The following is an 18,064-nucleotide window of genomic DNA, read 5'->3' as shown; positions in this document are numbered from 1 at the left end:
TCGGTCAACCTTCACAGCGTTCACCGCGTCTTTCATGGCTCGCTCATGGGCTGGGGCCCCGCGCGCCGACTGCCGTCAACATCGGTGAACCGCCCGGCCCGTTCCCGGCGATAGAGGGAGTGTGAAACCGCTGCGCCCCCTGGGGGGAGACCGGAAGGACGAGGCGTTGCTTCGTGCTGTCGCCGAGGGCGACGCCGAGGCGCTGGCCGAGCTGTACGACCGGCACGCCGGCTGGCTCTTCGGGCGGCTGTCGCGGCGGTGCGCGGACGCCGAGACCGTCCGGGAGGTGCTCCAGGACACCTTTCTGACCGTCTGGCGCTCGGCCGCCGGGCACCGCGGCGGAGAGGCGGGCGGCTGGCTGTGGGTGATCGCCGCGCGGCGACTGGTCGACGCGCAGCGGGTGCTGGCCCGGACGGAACGGGCGGAGAGGGCGGAACGCGTGGAGTACGAACCGCCCGCCGCGCCGTCCGCCGAGGAACGGGTGCTGGCCGGGCTGGAGTACGGGGACGTCGGCGACGCCCTGGACCGGATCTCCCCCGAACTGCGCGAGGTGCTGCGCGCCACGGTCGTCGACGGGCTGACCACCCGCGAGACCGCGCGGCTCCTCGGGATACCCGAGGGAACGGTCAAGACCCGCGCCATGCGGGCCCGCAGAGAGCTGCGGGCCCGTATCGAACGTGGCGCGCCGCTGGGAGGCACGGCATGAGGATCCCGGGGAACGAGGGAATTCCGGCGTGGCACGTGAGTGACACGCTTGCCGGTCTCTACGCGGCGGGCACGGCGCGCGAACCGGACGCCTGGTCGCTGGAGAAGCACATCGAGGCGTGCGGGACGTGCGCGGTCCGGGTGTCCGCGGCGCTACGGGGGGGCGCCGCGGGCCCCGCACTGACCGAGGTGAGAACGGCGCTGCTGGCGCGGGTACGGGCGGAGGGCGCGGCGCCCGTACCGGAAAGGAACGCGGCGCGCGGACCGGCGGGGGGCACGGCCATGTCGCGGTCCGCGGCCATGTCGCGGTCCGCCGCGCCACGGTCCGCCGCCGCGCCGCGATTCGGGGTCGCCGCCCGGGTCCTGTGGGCGGCCGGGCCCGCGCTGCGTGGTTCCTGGCTGGTGGCGGTGGCGCTGGTGGCCGTGGGGGCGGTCGCCCTCGCCCACCTCACCGGGGTCACCGGGGCGCGCCCGATGCTGCTTCTGCTGGCGCCGCTGCTGCCGCTGGCCGGGGTGGCGGTGTCGTACGGGCCGTACGCGGATCCGATGTACGAGATCGGGGTGTCGTCCCCGGGCGGCGGGCTGCGGCTGCTGCTGACGCGCACCGCCGCCGTACTGACGGTCAGCTTTCCGCTGCTCACGCTGGCCGGGGCGCTGCTGCCGGAGCGGGCGGGGGCGCCGGGCGCGGCGGTCTGGCTGCTTCCGGGGCTGACGCTGACGCTGGCCGCCCTGGCGCTCGGCTCGTATGTGGGCTGCCGGGCGGCGGCCGGGGTGGTCGCGGGCGCCTGGGCGGTGCCCGCCGCGCTGGGACCGCTGCCGTCGACGTGGGGCCGGGGGGACGGCGGGGCCTCCGGGGCCGTACCGCTGGCCGAGCTGGCCGCGTATGTGGCGCGGTTCCTGTCGGGCGCGACGGCCCAGAGCGGCTGGGCGATGGGGGCGGTGGTGTGCGCGGGGCTGCTGGTGCTGCGGAGACGGTCGTTCGACCGCCCGGCCGCCGTATGAGCGACGCGACAGCGACAACGACAAGGCAACGGGGACGGGAGTGAGCGGCATGACGGCCGCGGTACACAGCCTGACGGTCAGGCATCGGAGAACGGTCGCGCTCGACGGGATCGACCTCCGCTTCGGCACGGGCGTCCACGGACTGCTGGGCCCCAACGGCGCGGGCAAGACCTCCCTGATCAGGGTGCTGGCGACGGTGGCCGCGCCGGCCACCGGCCGGGTGGAGCTGCTGGGCGGCGATATCGCGGAGCACCGGGAGCGGGCGGCGGTACGGCGCCGGCTCGGCTATCTGCCGCAGGAGTTCGGCTACTACCCGGGTTTCACCGTGCGGGAGTTCGTGTCGTACGTGGCGTGGCTCAAGGAGATGCGGCCGGCCGACGTGCCGGAGGCGGTGGAGCGGGCGGTGGAGCGGGTGGGGCTCGCGGACCGGATCGATGTGAAGGTGAAGCGGCTGTCGGGCGGCATGGTGCGGCGGGTGGGGATCGCGCAGGCGATCGTGAACGATCCGGAGCTGCTGCTGCTCGACGAGCCGACCGCCGGGCTCGATCCGGAGCAGCGGGTCGAGTTCAGGGCGCTGCTCCGGGACATTGGCGCTGCCTCCACCGTGATCGTGTCGACCCATCTGGTCGAGGATGTCGCCGCCGCCTGCGCCGAGGTCACTCTGCTGGAGTCCGGCCGTGTCGCCTTCCGCGGTACGACGACGGACCTGATGGATCTGGGCAAGCCGGACACCGGACCCGAAGCCACGCCGGGTCCCGGTGCCAGTGCCGCTGCCGTGACCGACTCCGGCGACAACCCGATCGAGCGCGGCTATACGGCGGCGCTACGGGCCCACCGCGCCAAAGCCGCCGCCCCGTCAGGAGCCGCGCGATGACCGGCACCCGTACGGAACGGCACCCGCGCCCGAGCCTGCGAACGCCTCCCCGCCTTCACCCCCTGCGGGTGGAGCTGGTCCGGGGCATCGGCCCCTGGGCCGGGCTCGCCGTGGCCATGACCGTCGCGGTGACCATGTACGGGAAGGCCCCCGCCTGGCAGGGCCGGTGGGGCGATGTCGTCTCCCTGCTGCGGGTCGCGGCGCTGCTGCTCGGCGGGCCGCTCGCCGTCGCCACCGGCTGCTGGCAGGGCGGCAGGGACCGGCGGCGCGGTACCGGTGAGCTGCTGGCGTCGCTCCCCCGCGCCCCGCTGTCCAGGACCGTGTGCGCCGTCGCGCCCGCCGCGCTGTGGCCGCCCGCCGGCTATCTCGTCGCGGCGGCCGGGTGTCTGCTGGCCACCTGGCCGTACACGAGCGGAAGGCCGCCGTTCCTCCTGCTCGTCGTCGCGGACGCGGTGGCTCTCGCGGCCCTCGGCGCCCTGGGCTTCGTCCTCGGCAGGCTGATCGCGTGGCGCCTCGCCGCGCCGCTGCTCGCGGTCGTGACGTATGCCGGGCTCGGAATCCTCTCGTACCAGGATTCCGGCGTCCGCGGGCTCAACCCCGCCGACGAGCATGTCTACCACTGGGACCAGCCGGTGTGGTGGCTGGCCCCGGTGTCGATGGTCTGGACGGCGGGACCGGCCCTCGCGGCGCTGCTCGCCCTCGCGGCCCGGCACCGTACGGTCGCGCTGTTCCCCCTCGCGGCGGCCGGTGCGGCGGCGCTGCTGCTCGTGCGGACGGGCGACGGGCTGTGGCTCCCCGATCCGGAGGCGGCGCGACGGGTCTGCGACAGCGGCACCCCGCAGGTGTGTGTCACGGCGGTCGACCGGAAGCTGCTGCCCGACGTGTCGGCCGCGCTCGCCGGGGTCAACGCCAAGCTGCGCGGGGTTCCCGGCGCGCCCGTCCGCTGGATCGACGCTCCCGGCACACCGGGCCCGGGGCGGGAGCAGGTGGCCGCCGGCCGCGGGGTGGCCGTACGCGACGCCGCCGACCGAGCCGTTACGGAGCGGGGCGAGGTGCGGTTGCCGACGCCGGCCGACAGCGCCGCCCGGGGCCGGCTGACGGATCCGTTCTACGCCGTCTCGGCGGTCGGCCAGCTCTTCTGGGCGGACTGCGAGCTGTCCGACGGCGCCTCCGAGCAGCCGCACGCGGAGCGGGCCGCCGCGGTCGACGAGGCCGTGCAGCGCTGGCTGGCGCCCCGCCCCGGCTCCGTTCCGTACTGGTCCGAGGAGTCCGAGCGGTACGGCGAGCGGCTGGCGGCGATGGGCGAGGAGGAGGGCCGCGCCTATCTGGCCCGCTATCTGGCCGCCGACCCCTGCGCGCCCGCCGGGGTGCCCGTCCCGTGAGCGTCCGGCGCGGGCGCGCGTTCAAGAACCGGAGCGGGCGGGTGCGCGCCGGGCTCGTCGGTCCCGTCCTGTACGCCCGGTCCCGCGCGCTGACCGCCGCCCTCGCCACGCTCATCGGCACCGCGCTCGTCGCCGCCTGGGCGGCGCACTGGCTCCAGGAGCAGCCTCGGTTCGACCACACCGCGCGAATCGTGGTGGTCACCCTCGCGCCGCTGTTCGCCGCCTCGACGATCGGGGCCGGTCTGTACACCTGGTCCGACGAGCTGGACCGTACGGCCGTACGCCGCTGGTGGCCCCTGCGGACGGCCCAGCCCGCCGTGCTGACGGCGTTCGCGGCGGTGCTGCTCGCCCTCGCCGTACCGGGGCATCCGGAAGCGTACGGCGCGCCCGCGATGGTGCGGAACCTGCTCGGTACGACGGGGCTGGCGCTCGCGGCGGCGGCGCTGCTCGGGGCGCGGCTGAGCTGGCTGCCCGTGCTGGTGTACACGGGCGCCGCGTTTCTGTCCGCGCCGTCACAGCCGTCATATCCGTCCCATTCGCCACAGGAGTCCGGCAGCGCCGCGACGGTCGCGGCCTGGCTGGTCGAGCCCGGTCCGTCCGCCCTCGCCTGGGTGGTGGCCGCCGCCCTGTACGCCGGGGGCGCCGCGCTCCACAGCGGGCGCGGGGCTCGGCGGGCCGAGCGGCTCTGAGGGCGGGCGGGGCTACGGAAGGCGGCCTCGTACGGCGGAAACCGGATTGTTTCCGTCCACGCCGGGCCGACAGGATGGCGGGGACCGCAGCAGCCGACCGGAGAGGCACCCGGTATGACCCCCGGCATGACCGTCCCCACGCTTCCGCCCGTCACCCTCGACCGCCGCGACGGGCCGTACGGCGAGGTCGTGCTGCGCCGGCGCGGTGAGCGGCTGGAGATCATCGCCAACGGGTGCTTTCTGATGGACACCTCGGACGGGCGCTCCGAGCGGCTGCTGATCGACGCGGCGCGGGACGCGCTGCCGGCCGGGCGTCAGGCGCCTGCCGTGCTGGTCGGGGGGCTGGGGGTGGGCTTCTCGCTCGCGCACGCGGCGGCCGACGAGCGCTGGGGGCGGATCGTCGTCGTGGAGCGCGAGGAGGCCGTCATCGACTGGCACCGGACCGGGCCGCTCGGGGAGATCTCGCGGGCGGCTAGGGCGGATCCGCGCACTGTGATCCTGCACACCGATCTCGTGGAGTACGTACGGACGACCACGGACCGTTACGACGCACTCTGTCTGGATATCGACAACGGGCCCGAATGGACCGTCACCGAGGACAACGGAAACCTCTACTCACCGGCCGGACTGGCCGCGTGCCGGGCGCGGTTGAAAACCGGCGGTGTACTGGCGGTATGGTCGGCGAACCCCTCTCCGGCGTTCGGTGAGGCACTGCGGAATGCCGGGTTCACTGGGGTACGGGCGGAAGAGATCCGAGTTGCCCGGGGCGTACCCGACGTGGTCCATCTCGCCGTTCGCACTGCGTAGCCGGGAGGCTGCCGGGGCATCTACGCTGCTCCCGACATGGATCCGCGTCCCCACGGCGCGGATTACGGGAACACGGATCGCGGAACGCGTACCAGGGGCGGGCGATGGAGCAGACACAGACCAGCCACAACGGAGTCGCCGCGATGCCCGGCGCGCAGCGCCGGATTCTTGTCGTCGAGGACGAGACGACGATCGTCGACGCCATCGCCGCGCGGCTGCGGGCCGAGGGGTTCCTCGTGCAGACGGCGGGGGACGGGCCGGCGGCGGTCGACGCGGCCGAGGCGTGGCAGCCGGACCTGATGGTCCTCGATGTGATGCTGCCGGGCTTCGACGGTCTGGAGGTCTGCCGCCGGGTGCAGGCGCGGCGCCCGGTGCCGGTGCTGATGCTGACCGCGCGGGACGACGAGACCGACATGCTGGTCGGGCTCGGGGTCGGCGCCGACGACTACATGACCAAGCCGTTCTCGATGCGGGAGCTGGCGGCCCGGGTGCATGTCCTGCTGCGCCGGGTGGAGCGGGCGGCGCTCGCCGCGGTGACCCCGCGCAGCGGCATCCTGCGCCTGGGCGAGCTGGAGATCGACCACGCGCAGCGCCGGGTGCGGGTGCGCGGCGAGGACGTCCATCTGACGCCCACCGAGTTCGATCTGCTGGTCTGCCTGGCGAACACCCCGCGCGCGGTGCTCTCCCGGGAGCAGCTGCTCGCCGAGGTGTGGGACTGGGCGGACGCCTCGGGCACCCGTACGGTCGACAGCCACATCAAGGCGCTGCGCCGGAAGATCGGCGCGGAGCGGATCCGTACCGTGCACGGGGTGGGCTACGCGCTGGAGACCCCGGCTCCATGACCCCGCCGCCGCCCGTGCGGCCGGAGACCTGTGCGACCCGACCGGAGAGACCTGTGCGACCCGAGCGGCCGGAGAGACCCGTGCGACCCCAGCGACCGGTGCGACCCGTGGGGTCCGGCCGGACCGAGGGGTCGCGGAGTACCGAGAGGGTGCGAGATACCGAGGGGTCGCGGAGTACCAAGAGGGTGCGCGATAGCGAGGGGTCGCGAGATACCGAGAGGGCGCGCAGTACGGAACGTCCCGCCCCTGCCCCGCGCGGGCCCGGCGCCCCGGAGCGCCGCTGGGACGACCGGGCCCGTACCCGCACCCGCCGCGGCGGTCCCCGGCTCCGGCTCTCCATCAAGGCGAAGCTCGGCACCCTGGTCGTCATCTCCGTCTTCATCACCACCGGGCTGCTGCTGGTGGCCCTGCGCACCGAGACCGAGCTGCGCTTCATCACGGTCTTCTCGATGATCGCGACGCTGCTGATCACCCAGTTCGTGGCGCACGGGCTGACGGCTCCGCTGGACGAGATGAGTACGGTCGCCCGGAGCATCTCGCACGGCGACTACACGCGCCGGGTCAGTGGCTCGGACCGCCGCGACGAGCTGGGCGATCTCGCCACGACGATCAACCACATGGCGGACGACCTGGAGGCGGAGAACCAGCACCGCAAGGCGCTGATCGCCAATGTCTCGCACGAGCTGCGCACGCCCATAGCGGCGCTGCGCGCGGTGCTGGAGAACGTGGTGGACGGGGTGACGGCGGCCGATCAGGAGATGATGCTGACGGCGCTGCGGCAGACGGAGCGGCTCGGCCGACTGACCGAGACGCTGCTGGACCTGTCGCGGCTGGACAACGGGGTGGTGCCGCTGCGGGCGACGCGCTTCGAGGTCTGGCCGTATCTCTCCGGGGTGCTCAAGGAGGCCAATCTGGCCGCCTCGCAGCGCCGCCCGGTCGCGGGGGTCTCCGGCTCGGCCTCGCACACCCGTACGGATGTCCATCTGCATCTGGACGTGTCGCCGCCGGAGCTGACCGCGCACGCGGACGCGGAGCGGCTGCACCAGGTCGTCGCGAACCTGATCGACAACGCCGTCAAGCACAGCCCGCCGCACGGCCGGGTCACCGTGCGGGCCCGGCGCGGTCCCGGGCCGGGGCCCGAGTCGCTGGAGCTGGAGATCCAGGACGAGGGGCCGGGCATCCCCGAGCAGGAGCGGCACAAGGTCTTCGAGCGCTTCAACCGGGGTACGGTGCCGTCGCCGCACGGGCCGGGCAGCGACGGTGGTACGGGGCTCGGGCTGGCGATCGCCCGGTGGGCCGTCGATCTGCACGGCGGTGACATCGGAGTGGCCGAATCAGCACGTGGTTGCCTGATCCGAGTCACTCTTCCAGGAGCACTTCGACCTCGCGGTTGACGTAGAGTTCGAGGAGTTCGAAGCGAAAAACGCACGTTCTCCGGGTACGGAGTCGGGGACGGGCGGGGCGACGGGCCGTGCGTCGGCCGTGGTCGGGGCGGCAGGTGCGTCCGGGCCGGCCGAACCCGGTTTGTTTCCCGCCATTTCATACGCTGAAACCCGCCGTCGGATGTGACTTGCACGACGATGGCACGCCCGGTCCGCATGTGTCGGTCCGGTAGGCGTAGCCTTGATTCCCGCTGTCCATCACCTTGTGAAGCGGAAGAGGGCGGTTCACGCCGTGTCGTCTCAGTCCCCCAGTAACGCGAGCATCTCGACCGACGAAGACGGGCAGGCCAAGAATCCTGCCGCGGCCTTCGGGGCCAATGAATGGCTTGTCGACGAGATCTACCAGCAGTACCTCCAGGATCCGAATTCGGTCGACCGTGCCTGGTGGGACTTCTTCGCCGACTACAAGCCGGGCACCTCCGGCACGGCGGGCAAGTCCGATGACAAGTCCGCCGGGAAGCCCGCGGCGAGCGGGGCCGCGGGGGCCCCGGTGCCGCCCGTGACCCCGCCGGCCGCGGCGAAGGCCCCGGCCCAGGCGCAGGCTCCGGCCGCACCGGCCCCCGTCGCCGCCGCGCCGGTCCAGGCCCAGGCACCCGCGCAGGCTCCGGCCGCACCCGCACCGGCCGTGAAGCCCGCCGCCGCGCCCGCCCCGGCGCCCGTCGCCCCGGCCGCGCCCGCGCCCGTGGCGGCGAAGCCCGCCGCGGTGAAGCCCGCCGCCGAGGCGCCGGCCGGACCGCAGTACACGACGCTGCGCGGCCCGTCCGCCGCCGTCGCGAAGAACATGAGCGCCTCGCTGGAGGTGCCCACGGCCACCTCCGTGCGCGCCGTCCCGGTGAAGCTCCTCTTCGACAACCGCATCGTGATCAACAACCACCTGAAGCGCGCGCGGGGCGGCAAGATCTCCTTCACGCACCTCATCGGGTACGCGATGGTGCAGGCGATCAAGGCCATGCCGTCGATGAACTACTCCTTCACGGAGAAGGACGGCAAGCCGACCCTGGTCAAGCCGGAGCACATCAACTTCGGTCTCGCCATCGACCTGGTGAAGCCCAACGGCGACCGTCAGCTCGTCGTCGCCGGCATCAAGAAGGCCGAGACGCTCAACTTCTTCGAGTTCTGGCAGGCGTACGAGGACATCGTCCGCCGCGCCCGCGGCAACAAGCTGACGATGGACGACTTCACCGGCGTCACCGTCTCCCTGACCAACCCCGGCGGCCTCGGCACCGTGCACTCCGTGCCGCGTCTGATGCCCGGTCAGTCGGTCATCATGGGCGTCGGCTCGATGGACTACCCGGCCGAGTTCCAGGGCACCTCGCAGGACACCCTGAACAAGCTGGGCATCTCGAAGGTCATGACGCTGACCTCCACGTACGACCACCGGGTCATCCAGGGCGCCGCCTCCGGCGAGTTCCTGCGGATCGTCAGTCAGCTGCTGCTCGGCGAGAGCGGGTTCTACGACGAGATCTTCAAGGCGCTGCGCATCCCCTACGAGCCCGTCCGCTGGCTCAAGGACATCGACGCGTCGCACGACGAGGACGTCACCAAGCCCGCCCGGGTCTTCGAGCTGATCCACTCCTACCGGGTCCGCGGCCATGTCATGGCCGACACCGACCCGCTGGACTACCTCCAGCGCAAGCACCCCGACCTCGACATCACCGAGCACGGGCTCACCCTCTGGGACCTGGAGCGGGAGTTCGCGGTCGGCGGCTTCGCCGGCAAGTCGATGATGAAGCTGCGCGACATCCTCGGTGTGCTGCGCGACTCGTACTGCCGCACCACCGGCATCGAGTTCATGCACATCCAGGACCCGAAGCAGCGCAAGTGGCTCCAGGACCGTATCGAGCGCGGCGCGCACGCCAAGCCCGAGCGCGAGGAGCAGCTGCGGATCCTGCGCAGGCTCAACGCGGCCGAGGCGTTCGAGACGTTCCTCCAGACGAAGTACGTCGGCCAGAAGCGGTTCTCGCTGGAGGGCGGCGAGTCCGTCATCCCGCTGCTCGACGCGGTCATCGACTCCGCCGCCGAATCGCGCCTCGACGAGGTCGTCATCGGTATGGCCCACCGCGGCCGGCTGAACGTCCTGGCGAACATCGTCGGCAAGTCGTACGCGCAGATCTTCCGCGAGTTCGAGGGCAACCTCGACCCGAAGTCGATGCACGGCTCCGGCGATGTGAAGTACCACCTGGGCGCCGAGGGCACCTTCACCGGTCTGGACGGCGAGCAGATCAAGGTCTCGCTGGTCGCCAACCCCTCGCACCTGGAGGCGGTCGACCCGGTCCTGGAGGGCGTCGTCCGCTCCAAGCAGGACATCATCAACAAGGGCGGTACGGACTTCACGGTGCTGCCGCTCGCGCTCCACGGCGACGCGGCCTTCGCGGGCCAGGGCGTTGTCGCCGAGACGCTCAACATGTCGCAGCTGCGCGGCTACCGCACCGGCGGCACGGTCCACATCGTGATCAACAACCAGGTCGGCTTCACCGCCGCGCCCGAGTCGTCGCGCTCCTCGATGTACGCCACGGACGTGGCCCGCATGATCGAGGCGCCGATCATCCATGTGAACGGGGACGACCCGGAGGCCGTGGTCCGGGTGGGCCGGCTCGCCTTCGAGTTCCGCCAGACGTTCAACAAGGACGTCGTGATCGACCTCATCTGCTACCGCCGCCGCGGTCACAACGAGGGCGACAACCCGCAGTTCACCAACCCGCAGATGGTCCGGCTGATCGACAAGAAGCGCTCGGTGCGCAAGCTCTACACCGAGTCGCTGATCGGCCGCGGCGACATCACGCTGGAAGAGGCGGAGCAGGCGCTCCAGGACTTCCAGGGCCAGCTGGAGAAGGTCTTCGCGGAGGTCCGCGAGGCCACCTCGCACGCCGGCCCGGCGCTGGTCCCCGACGCCCGTGCCGAGTTCCCGGTGGCCGTCACCACCGCGGTCTCGCAGGAGGTCGTCAAGCGGATCGCCGAGTCGCAGGTCAACATCCCCGACACGGTCACCGTCCACCCGCGCCTGATGCCGCAGATGCTGCGCCGCGCGGCGTCGGTGGAGGACGGCACGATCGACTGGGGCATGGGCGAGACCCTCGCCATCGGCTCGCTGCTGATGGAGGGCACCCCCGTCCGGCTCTCCGGCCAGGACACCCGCCGCGGTACGTTCGGCCAGCGCCACGCGGTCCTGGTCGACCAGGGCACCGGCGAGGACTACACCCCGCTCCAGTACCTGACGGAGGAGCAGGCCCGTTACAACGTCTACGACTCGCTGCTCAGCGAGTACGCGGCGATGGGCTTCGAGTACGGCTACTCGCTGGCCCGCCCGGACGCGCTGGTCATGTGGGAGGCGCAGTTCGGTGACTTCGTGAACGGCGCGCAGTCGGTCGTGGACGAGTTCATCTCGTCGGCCGAGCAGAAGTGGGGCCAGACGTCCGGCGTCACCCTGCTGCTGCCGCACGGCTACGAGGGCCAGGGCCCGGACCACTCGTCCGCGCGCCCCGAGCGCTTCCTCCAGATGTGCGCGCAGGGCAACATGACGGTCGCCATGCCGACCCTGCCGTCGAACTACTTCCACCTGCTGCGCTGGCAGGTCCACAACCCGCACCACAAGCCGCTCATCATCTTCACCCCGAAGTCGATGCTGCGTCTGAAGGCCGCGGCGTCCAAGGCGGAGGAGTTCACCACCGGCGGCTTCCGTCCGGTGATCGGTGACGAGGGCGTGGACCCGAACGCGGTCCGCAAGGTCGTCTTCTGCTCCGGCAAGGTCTACTACGACCTCGACGCCGAGCGGCAGAAGCGCGGCGTGACGGACACCGCGATCCTGCGGGTGGAGCGGCTGTACCCGCTGCCGGGCGCCGAACTCCAGGCGGAGATCGCCAAGTTCCCGAACGCGGCGAAGTACCTGTGGGCCCAGGAGGAGCCGGCCAACCAGGGCGCGTGGCCGTTCATCGCGCTCAACCTGATCGACCACCTGGACCTGGCGGTCGGCGCCGACGTCCCGCACGGCGAGCGCCTGCGCCGCATCTCGCGCCCGCACTCCTCGTCCCCCGCGGTCGGCTCGGCCAAGCGCCACCAGGCGGAGCAGCAGCAGCTGGTCAGCGAGGTCTTCGACGCCTGACCCGCGCCCGTACGAACCGGAGGGCCCGGCCCCGCGAGAAATCCGCGGGGCCGGGCCCTCCGGCGTACGCACGGCGCGCGTCGCTCCGTGTCAGAGCGGCTCGAAGTCCCAGTAAGGGCGGTTGCGGGAGCGGGCCGCGACGGTGTGGACGTGTTGCGGGCCCAGGGTGGCCGCCAGGTCGTCCAGGGCCTCGCCCTCGGTCTTCTCGGCGCGCTGGGCGTCCCGCAGTCCCCGCAGGTCGGCCGCGTGGGCGATGCGGGCCGAGAGGGTCAGTGGGTGGGTGCGGCCCAGGGCCTCGGTGGCGCGGGCGATCGTCTCGCCGGTCAGGGTGGCGGCGCCCTCCGGGTCGCCGACGAGACTGCGCAGCGCGGAGGCGTTGATGGCGCAGCCCAGGGTCCAGGGATGGCGCTCCCCGACCGCCGCCGTCATGCCCGCGAGGGAGTTCTCGATGAGGACATGGGCCTGGTCGCGTTCCCCGACCCCGCGCAGGATCAGCGCGTGGTTGGCGCGGGTGCCGGTGACGTACGGATGGCCCTCGCCCAGCAGCTCCAGATGTCTGCTGACGACCTGTTCGCTTATCTCCCTGGCCTGGTCGATGTCGCCGTGCTCACGGGCGAAGCAGCTCTGTCCGGCGGCGAACATGATGGTCAGCGGGTCGTGATCACCGAGGACCCGCTCGCAGCTCTCCAGCACCTGGCTGAACAGCTCGCCGGCCCGGACGCGGTCGCCCGCGCGGTAGAGGCAGAAGGCGAGGTTGTACTCGGCGCGCAGGGTCTGCGGATTGTCCCGGCCCATGACGATCCGGTGCACGCGCACGCTCTGCGACTGGAGCGACTCCGCCTCGGGGTAGCGGCCGAGGAGCCGTAGGTCCGTGGTGTAGTTGATCTCCGAGAAGAGCGTCCAGTTGTGGCGCGGGCGCAGCAGCAGCCGGCGGGCCTCCAGGGTGCGCCGGTCGAGGTCGAGGGCCTCCTCGTACCGGCCGAACAGCCGCAGTGCGACGGCCAGGTTGTTCTGGGCGTTGAGGGTGCGGGTGTCCTGCTCACCGAGGAGTTCGCGGTACGCGGCGTACTGGCGGCGGGAGATCTCGTACGCCTCGTCGTAGCGGGCGAGATGGCGCAGGGACGCGGCGAGGCCGCCCGCGGCGCGCAGATGTTCCAGGTCCTGCGGGCCGCGCTCGGCGCGCAGCTGTTCGTAGGCGGCGCGCTCGATGGCCTCCGTGCCCGCGTAGTCTCCGACGGCCCGCAGCAGGTTGGCGTAGTGGTAGCCGACGTCCCAGATCCTGGGGTGGGTCTCGCCCAGGAGTGTCTTCCAGGCGGCCAGGGCGCGTCCGCCGAGTTTGATGCCGGCCTTGTACTCGCCGGAGAGATACATGTAGCGCAGGCAGTTGAGGACGAGCGTGTGGACGCCGGGGTCGGTGCTGCGCAGGACGTCGGCCCACTTCAGATGCGGGGTGATCTCCGCGTACCGGGGCCAGAGCCGGGTGTCGGTGGGGCGGTGCGGGTCGGCGGCGACCAGGGCGCGGCGGACCACCTCGATGAAGTCGCGGTGGTCCTGCTCGGGCATGTCCTGGTGGACGATCTGGTGGACCATGCGGTGCATGTAGAGGGTGTCGCCGGGCAGTCCGGGGCCCACGTCCCCGATCTGGTCCCTGACCTCGCGCTCACCGACCCCGGCGGCGCGCACGACGGCGTACTGGCGGAGCTTGTTGATCGCGCGCGTCCAGCGGACGGGGTCGGCGACGAGGCCGCGGAGCTTCTCCGGGAGGGTGTCGGGGGGCAGGTCGCGCACCAGCCGTACGGGGATGGCGCCGGGCGCGAAGAAGGTGCACAGCCGCAGCAGGTCGACGGATTCGGGGACCGTCTCGCGGAGTTTGTTGAGCAGTATCGACCAGCCGGTCTGGAAGGCGAGCGGGAAGTCGGCGGAGACACGGACGACGTCCTGGTCGATGCCGCCGCGCAGCAGCTCGATGTACTCCTCGACGGTCATGTCGGAGTCGTTGAGCCAGCCGGCCGTCTGGTCGAGGAGCAGCGGCAGGTCCTCCAGCGCCACGGCGAGCCGCGCGGCCTCGCCGTAGCTGAGGCGCGGGGCGCGGCGGCGGACGAAGGCGACCGACTCGTCGCGGTCGTAGACGGGGATCTCCAGCAGGGTGCTGTTGTGCTCGCCCCACTCCGGGTTGCGCGCGGTGATCAGCACATGGCCGGGTCCGGTGGGCACCAGGTCCCAGATCTGGTCGGGTTCGTCGGCGCCGTCGAAGACCAGCAGCCAGCGGCTGTACGGGTCGCCCCGGCGCAGCGCGTCGCGGGCCGCGCGCAGCCGCTCGCCGTACTCGACGCCGGTGGACAGGCCGAGGGCGGGGGCGAGTTCGGCGAGGCGCTGGCGGCAGGTGACGCGCTTGTCGGCGGCGATCCACCAGATGACGTCGTACTCGGCGCCGAAGCGGTACACGTACTCGGCGGCGAGCTGGGTCTTGCCGACGCCGGACATGCCGTGCAGCGTGACCACCCCGGCGCCCCGGCCGGCCGCCTGGAGCGCCTCGTAGGCGTCGCCGAGGAGGGTCTCGCGGCCGGTGAAGCGGGTGTTGCGGCGGGGCACGCCGCCCCATACGTCGGGGATGTCGGCCGGATAGCGGGGCGCGCGCCGGGTGTCGCCGTGGACCGGTGGCGGTACGGGGTCGGTGGGCAGCCCGAGGCGGGCCAGGACGCGCCGTTCGGCCTCCGTCTCCCCGACGGTGGTCAGGTCGGCCGCGGCGAAGACGGTGGTGGCGCTGGGCAGCGGTGCGGTGGTGACGCTGACGGCGGCGAAGCGGTCGCGGGCGGGCTCCACCACGGTGCGCAGGGCGTGGTTCCACTCGTCGTGGCTGCGGGGGCCGAGCTGGAAGTACCAGTCGCTGAGGATGACGAGCACGGGGCCGGGCGCGAGGAGCAGGTCGCGCAGATAGTCGGCGAGGGGGACGTCGTCCAGCGGATACCACCGCTGGTGGACGACGGAGAGGCCGCGGCGCTCCAGCCGGTCGCCGATCCAGGCCGCCCAGGCCCGGTTGAAACCGGCGTGACTGATGGTGACAACCTGCGGCCCGGATGCTCCAACTGGACTGCGCGCTCCGGGCATTCGACCGTCTCCCTGCATCGTCATACGCCCTTTTAACATACCCGGCGGGCCCGGCTTTCCATCCTTGCCGGAGGGTGCGTCATGTTCCGTTCCGCTGGCGCCAGATCACCCGTGCGGTGCGTACGTAAGCGGTGGCGCGGGCGAGGTGTCCGGCCGGTGGCGGGTGGTCGGCCAGCCGGTGGTAGACGGTGATCATCTCGTTGACGAGGACACGCCCCTCGCGGGTGAGGGCGCCGGAGCCGGCCAGCACGGGCAGGACGGCGCCGACCTGTTCGCGGCAGCGGGCGTGCTCCGACCAGGCCAGTTCGCGCCGGGGGAGCCGCTCGGCGCCGAGCGCGAGGCGCTGCCAGTGGCCGGCCAGCGCGAGATGGGAGTAGGCGCCCTGGAGGAGGCCGTCGAAGGGGCGCGGGTCGGTGCGCCAGGGGGCGAAGTGGCGGGGCGCGGGGTCCTCGTGGTGCAGCGGGACGAGGGTGGCGAGGGCGTCGAGTTTGGCGTGCTGGAGTTCGTGCACGAGTGTCGTGGCGAGGTGTTCGGGGGTGGCGGGCCGGGAGCTGAGGACGGCGCCGAACGCGTCGCGCCGGGTGCCGCTGCACTGGGCCCGGCCCCGGTCCGCGGGGTCTACTCCGGGCGGCGGGGCGAGCGGGACGAGGCAGCGCAGCAGGGCCGCGGTCTCGGCGGTACGGTGCGGCCCGCCGGCGCCGAGCAGTGGCGCCGTACGCGACCAGAGCCCGGCCCAGTCGGCGCGGGCGCGCGGGTCGGGCCCGGCGACGGACAGCCCGTACCGCTGCGGTCCGCCGCCCACGGTGCGGTACGGGTCGAGGTCGTCCAGCGGTACGGGGGCGGCGCCGGGCCGGATGGCCGGCAGGGTGAGCAGCGGCAGCCAGCGGGGGTCGGCGGAGCGGGCGCCATGGGTGTCGGCCGTGACGATGACGGGCGGGCCGCTCTCCGGCCGCAGCGTGACCCGGCCGTCCTTGAGGGCGACGTCGACCGGTTCGGCCGGGGCGTACGGTCCCGGTCCGGTGCGCAGGGCGCCGAGGGTGGGCAGCGGGAGCAGCCCGCCGCGGGCGGTGAGGCGTACGGCGAAGGGCAGCCGGGCGCGGACCGCTGCGGCGGCGGTGAGCGCGCCGAAGTGGCCGAGGTCGCGGTCGAGTCCGGGCGTGGGCGCGGGCGCGGTGGCGGTTGCTGGGGCTGGGGGCTCGGCGGTGAGGCCGTGGAGCGTCCGCTCGGCCCACGGCCCGGCGAGCGGGTAGAGCAGCACGGCCCGTACGGCGTCCCGGTCGGCGCGCTCGGCGGCTTCGAGCAGCGCCCAGTCCTCGCCCAGCCGGTCCCGGAGCGCGGGCGGACAGACGGAGGCGGGGGCGTCCGCGGCGGCGTCGAGTACGGCCCGCAGGAGGACGAGCCGTCGGGTGTGCTGATCACGAACGAGGAGACGCAGGGCGTCCGTACCGCCTTCCGTACGCCCAAGCTCCCGGAGCACGGCCTCGGGGACGGCGGAGTTCACGGCGCGGCTTTCGGCGGGGCGGGGTGGGCGGCGGGGCGGGCAGCCTCGGGTGCGGTGGCGTGGGCGGCCTCGGGCCCGGCTCCGGACACGGCTTTCGGTGCGGCGACGCGCGCGGCTTCGGACCTTGCTCCGGACGCGGCTTTCGGCGTGGCGGCGTGCCCGGTTTCGGGCCCGGCGGCGTGCGCAGCCTCAGGCGCGGTGGCGTGGGCGGCTTCGCTGAGCCTGGTCGCGATGTGGCGGATCAGGCGGTCGAGGTCGGCGCAGTACACGGAGGGGTTGCGGAAGCCGTGGCCGGCTCGGTAGCGGTGGGCGTAGTGGCCGCCGCCGCAGATGGTGAGCAGTGGGCAGGCCAGACAGCGGGCGGCCAGCGCTCCGGTGCCGGACTGGCGGGCGGCGACGCCGGGGTGGCGCAGGGCGTCGTCGAAGGAGTGGCGGAAGACGTCGAGCCCGGTGGCGGCGGCCGTGTCGTACGCGGACTTGAGCGAGTCGACCTGCTCGATCGCCCCGTCGGTCTCGACCACGATCGCGTTGACCGGGTCGAGCCCCAGGGACTCCGTGGCGCCCGGCAGCCCCAGCAGCAGCGCGACGCACTCCTCGAAGAGCCGGATCCGCGTCTCCCGCCGCCCGGCGCCCCACCAGCGGTCGAAGACGGCGACGAGCCAGTCGCCGTACGGGGTGGCGCCGCCACCGGGCGGGGCCGGCCGGTCCGCCCCCGCCACCCGGTCCGGCGGCAGACCGCGCGGCGGGCTGGTCCAGTTGCCGTGCGGGAGCAGCAGGTCGAGCGCGGGCGGGCGCAGTTCGAGCAGCGACTCGTACAGCTCGACGGGGTCGGTCCGCGGGTCGACGACGGTGAGGATGCCCGCGTACGCCCCGGGGTGCCGGGCGGCGAGCAGCCGGGCGCCGCGCGTGGCGGCGGACCAGGACGGCCGGCCCGCGTGGTCGGTGCGCAGGGTGTTGTGGGCGGCCCGGCCGCCGTCGAGGCTGATGCCGACGCGGATGCCGTGCCGGGCGAGGAGGGCGGCGCGGTCCTCGGTGAGCAGCGTGCCGTTGGTCTGCGCGGTGACCGTGACCGTGCGGTCCGGTCCGGCCCGCTCCCGTACCAGCCGCGCGAACGCGGCGAGCCGCCCGGCGCCGGCGAGCAGCGGCTCGCCGCCGTGCAGTACGAGCGCGAGCGCGCGCAGCCCGTGCCCGGCCGCGTGTTCGGCGATCCGGGCCGCGGTGCGGTCCAGCACGGCGGGCGACGCGGCGGCGGGCCGGGTGCGCCAGGTGCGGTCGGGGCCCGCGTACAGGTAGCAGTAGCGGCAGGCGAGGTTGCAGCGCCCGTGCGCCTTGACGATGAACTGCCCGAAGGGCACGGCCGCGGGCGGGACCGGACCGTCCGGCGTCGGCCCGCTCGGAACGGGACCGTCCGGGACCGGCCCGCTCGGCGTCGTTGTCCGCGGACGTGGCACCGCGCACCCCCTCCCGCCCGACACCGTGGGCGGGTGTCCCCGCGTGTGTTCCTGTTCTGCCCGGGAGGCAAACACGGACGGCCGCAGGTTGTCCCGTTCGACCGCCCCCGGACCGGAAAAAGGAGCGAATTCCGGTCGCGGGTGGACCATGACCCGATTCTT

The 18,064-nt window shown here is 73.3% G+C and carries 12 protein-coding genes; 9 read left to right on the top strand and 3 right to left on the bottom strand.

All coding sequences use genetic code 11. From position 1 onward, the window contains the following. The first annotated feature begins 121 nt into the window (after positions 1 to 121). From DVK44_RS24110 to DVK44_RS24070, 9 genes are all read left to right on the top strand, one after another. Complete coding sequence (locus DVK44_RS24110; RefSeq protein ID WP_114661679.1) at positions 122 to 706, top strand: RNA polymerase sigma factor; 585 nt, start codon at positions 122 to 124, stop codon at positions 704 to 706. Beyond that, positions 703 to 1,707 (top strand): zf-HC2 domain-containing protein, encoded by a 1,005-nt coding sequence (locus tag DVK44_RS24105; protein WP_114661677.1) that lies wholly within the window; start codon positions 703 to 705, stop codon positions 1,705 to 1,707. Before DVK44_RS24110 ends, DVK44_RS24105 begins: the two co-directional genes overlap by 4 nt. A gap of 49 nt (positions 1,708 to 1,756) precedes the next feature. Continuing rightward, a complete protein-coding gene (locus DVK44_RS24100; protein ID WP_114661675.1) occupies positions 1,757 to 2,581 on the top strand; it encodes an ABC transporter ATP-binding protein in 825 nt (274 codons plus the stop codon). Then, positions 2,578 to 3,963 (top strand): hypothetical protein, encoded by a 1,386-nt coding sequence (locus DVK44_RS24095; protein ID WP_228447351.1) that lies wholly within the window; start codon positions 2,578 to 2,580, stop codon positions 3,961 to 3,963. The genes DVK44_RS24100 and DVK44_RS24095 overlap by 4 nt, the downstream gene beginning before the upstream one ends. Beyond that, complete coding sequence (locus DVK44_RS24090) at positions 3,960 to 4,652, top strand: hypothetical protein (protein ID WP_228447350.1); 693 nt, start codon at positions 3,960 to 3,962, stop codon at positions 4,650 to 4,652. Before DVK44_RS24095 ends, DVK44_RS24090 begins: the two co-directional genes overlap by 4 nt. Positions 4,653 to 4,778: 126 nt before the next feature. Continuing rightward, complete coding sequence (locus DVK44_RS24085; protein ID WP_228447349.1) at positions 4,779 to 5,459, top strand: spermidine synthase family protein; 681 nt, start codon at positions 4,779 to 4,781, stop codon at positions 5,457 to 5,459. Positions 5,460 to 5,563: 104 nt separating this feature from the next. Continuing rightward, complete coding sequence (locus tag DVK44_RS24080; protein ID WP_114661663.1) at positions 5,564 to 6,301, top strand: response regulator transcription factor; 738 nt, start codon at positions 5,564 to 5,566, stop codon at positions 6,299 to 6,301. A gap of 338 nt (positions 6,302 to 6,639) precedes the next feature. After that, entirely contained in the window at positions 6,640 to 7,695 is a 1,056-nt protein-coding gene (locus tag DVK44_RS24075; RefSeq protein WP_114665399.1) for a HAMP domain-containing sensor histidine kinase, read from the top strand. Between the two features lie 280 nt (positions 7,696 to 7,975). Beyond that, a complete protein-coding gene (locus DVK44_RS24070; protein WP_114661661.1) occupies positions 7,976 to 11,842 on the top strand; it encodes a multifunctional oxoglutarate decarboxylase/oxoglutarate dehydrogenase thiamine pyrophosphate-binding subunit/dihydrolipoyllysine-residue succinyltransferase subunit in 3,867 nt (1,288 codons plus the stop codon). A gap of 90 nt (positions 11,843 to 11,932) precedes the next feature. Here DVK44_RS24070 and fxsT read toward each other — a convergent pair whose 3' ends face one another. From fxsT to DVK44_RS24055, 3 genes are all read right to left on the bottom strand, one after another. Further along, positions 11,933 to 14,950, bottom strand: coding sequence for an FxSxx-COOH system tetratricopeptide repeat protein (fxsT, locus tag DVK44_RS24065; RefSeq protein ID WP_114661659.1), 3,018 nt, complete (start codon positions 14,948 to 14,950; stop codon positions 11,933 to 11,935). Between the two features lie 79 nt (positions 14,951 to 15,029). Then, a complete protein-coding gene (locus DVK44_RS24060) occupies positions 15,030 to 16,451 on the bottom strand; it encodes an aKG-HExxH-type peptide beta-hydroxylase (RefSeq protein ID WP_114661657.1) in 1,422 nt (473 codons plus the stop codon). Further along, a complete protein-coding gene (locus DVK44_RS24055) occupies positions 16,448 to 17,902 on the bottom strand; it encodes an FxsB family cyclophane-forming radical SAM/SPASM peptide maturase (RefSeq protein WP_408055356.1) in 1,455 nt (484 codons plus the stop codon). The genes DVK44_RS24060 and DVK44_RS24055 overlap by 4 nt, the downstream gene beginning before the upstream one ends. Positions 17,903 to 18,064: the final 162 nt, after the last annotated feature.

This window comes from Streptomyces paludis, assembly GCF_003344965.1.
Classification (GTDB): domain Bacteria; phylum Actinomycetota; class Actinomycetes; order Streptomycetales; family Streptomycetaceae; genus Streptomyces; species Streptomyces paludis.
Note: the sequence above shows the minus strand (reverse complement) of the source record. Positions and strands in the feature narration are given on the sequence as shown.

What these genes read in the sequence shown, in the direction of transcription:
- DVK44_RS24085 (WP_228447349.1), top strand. Translation starts at nt 4,779, where the DNA reads ATGACCGTCCCCACGCTTCCGCCCGTCACCCTCGACCGCCGCGACGGG.
- DVK44_RS24100 (WP_114661675.1), top strand. Translation starts at nt 1,757, where the DNA reads ATGACGGCCGCGGTACACAGCCTGACGGTCAGGCATCGGAGAACGGTC.
- DVK44_RS24080 (WP_114661663.1), top strand. Translation starts at nt 5,564, where the DNA reads ATGGAGCAGACACAGACCAGCCACAACGGAGTCGCCGCGATGCCCGGC.
- DVK44_RS24105 (WP_114661677.1), top strand. Translation starts at nt 703, where the DNA reads ATGAGGATCCCGGGGAACGAGGGAATTCCGGCGTGGCACGTGAGTGAC.
- DVK44_RS24095 (WP_228447351.1), top strand. Translation starts at nt 2,578, where the DNA reads ATGACCGGCACCCGTACGGAACGGCACCCGCGCCCGAGCCTGCGAACG.
- fxsT (WP_114661659.1), bottom strand. Translation starts at nt 14,950, where the DNA reads ATGCCCGGAGCGCGCAGTCCAGTTGGAGCATCCGGGCCGCAGGTTGTC.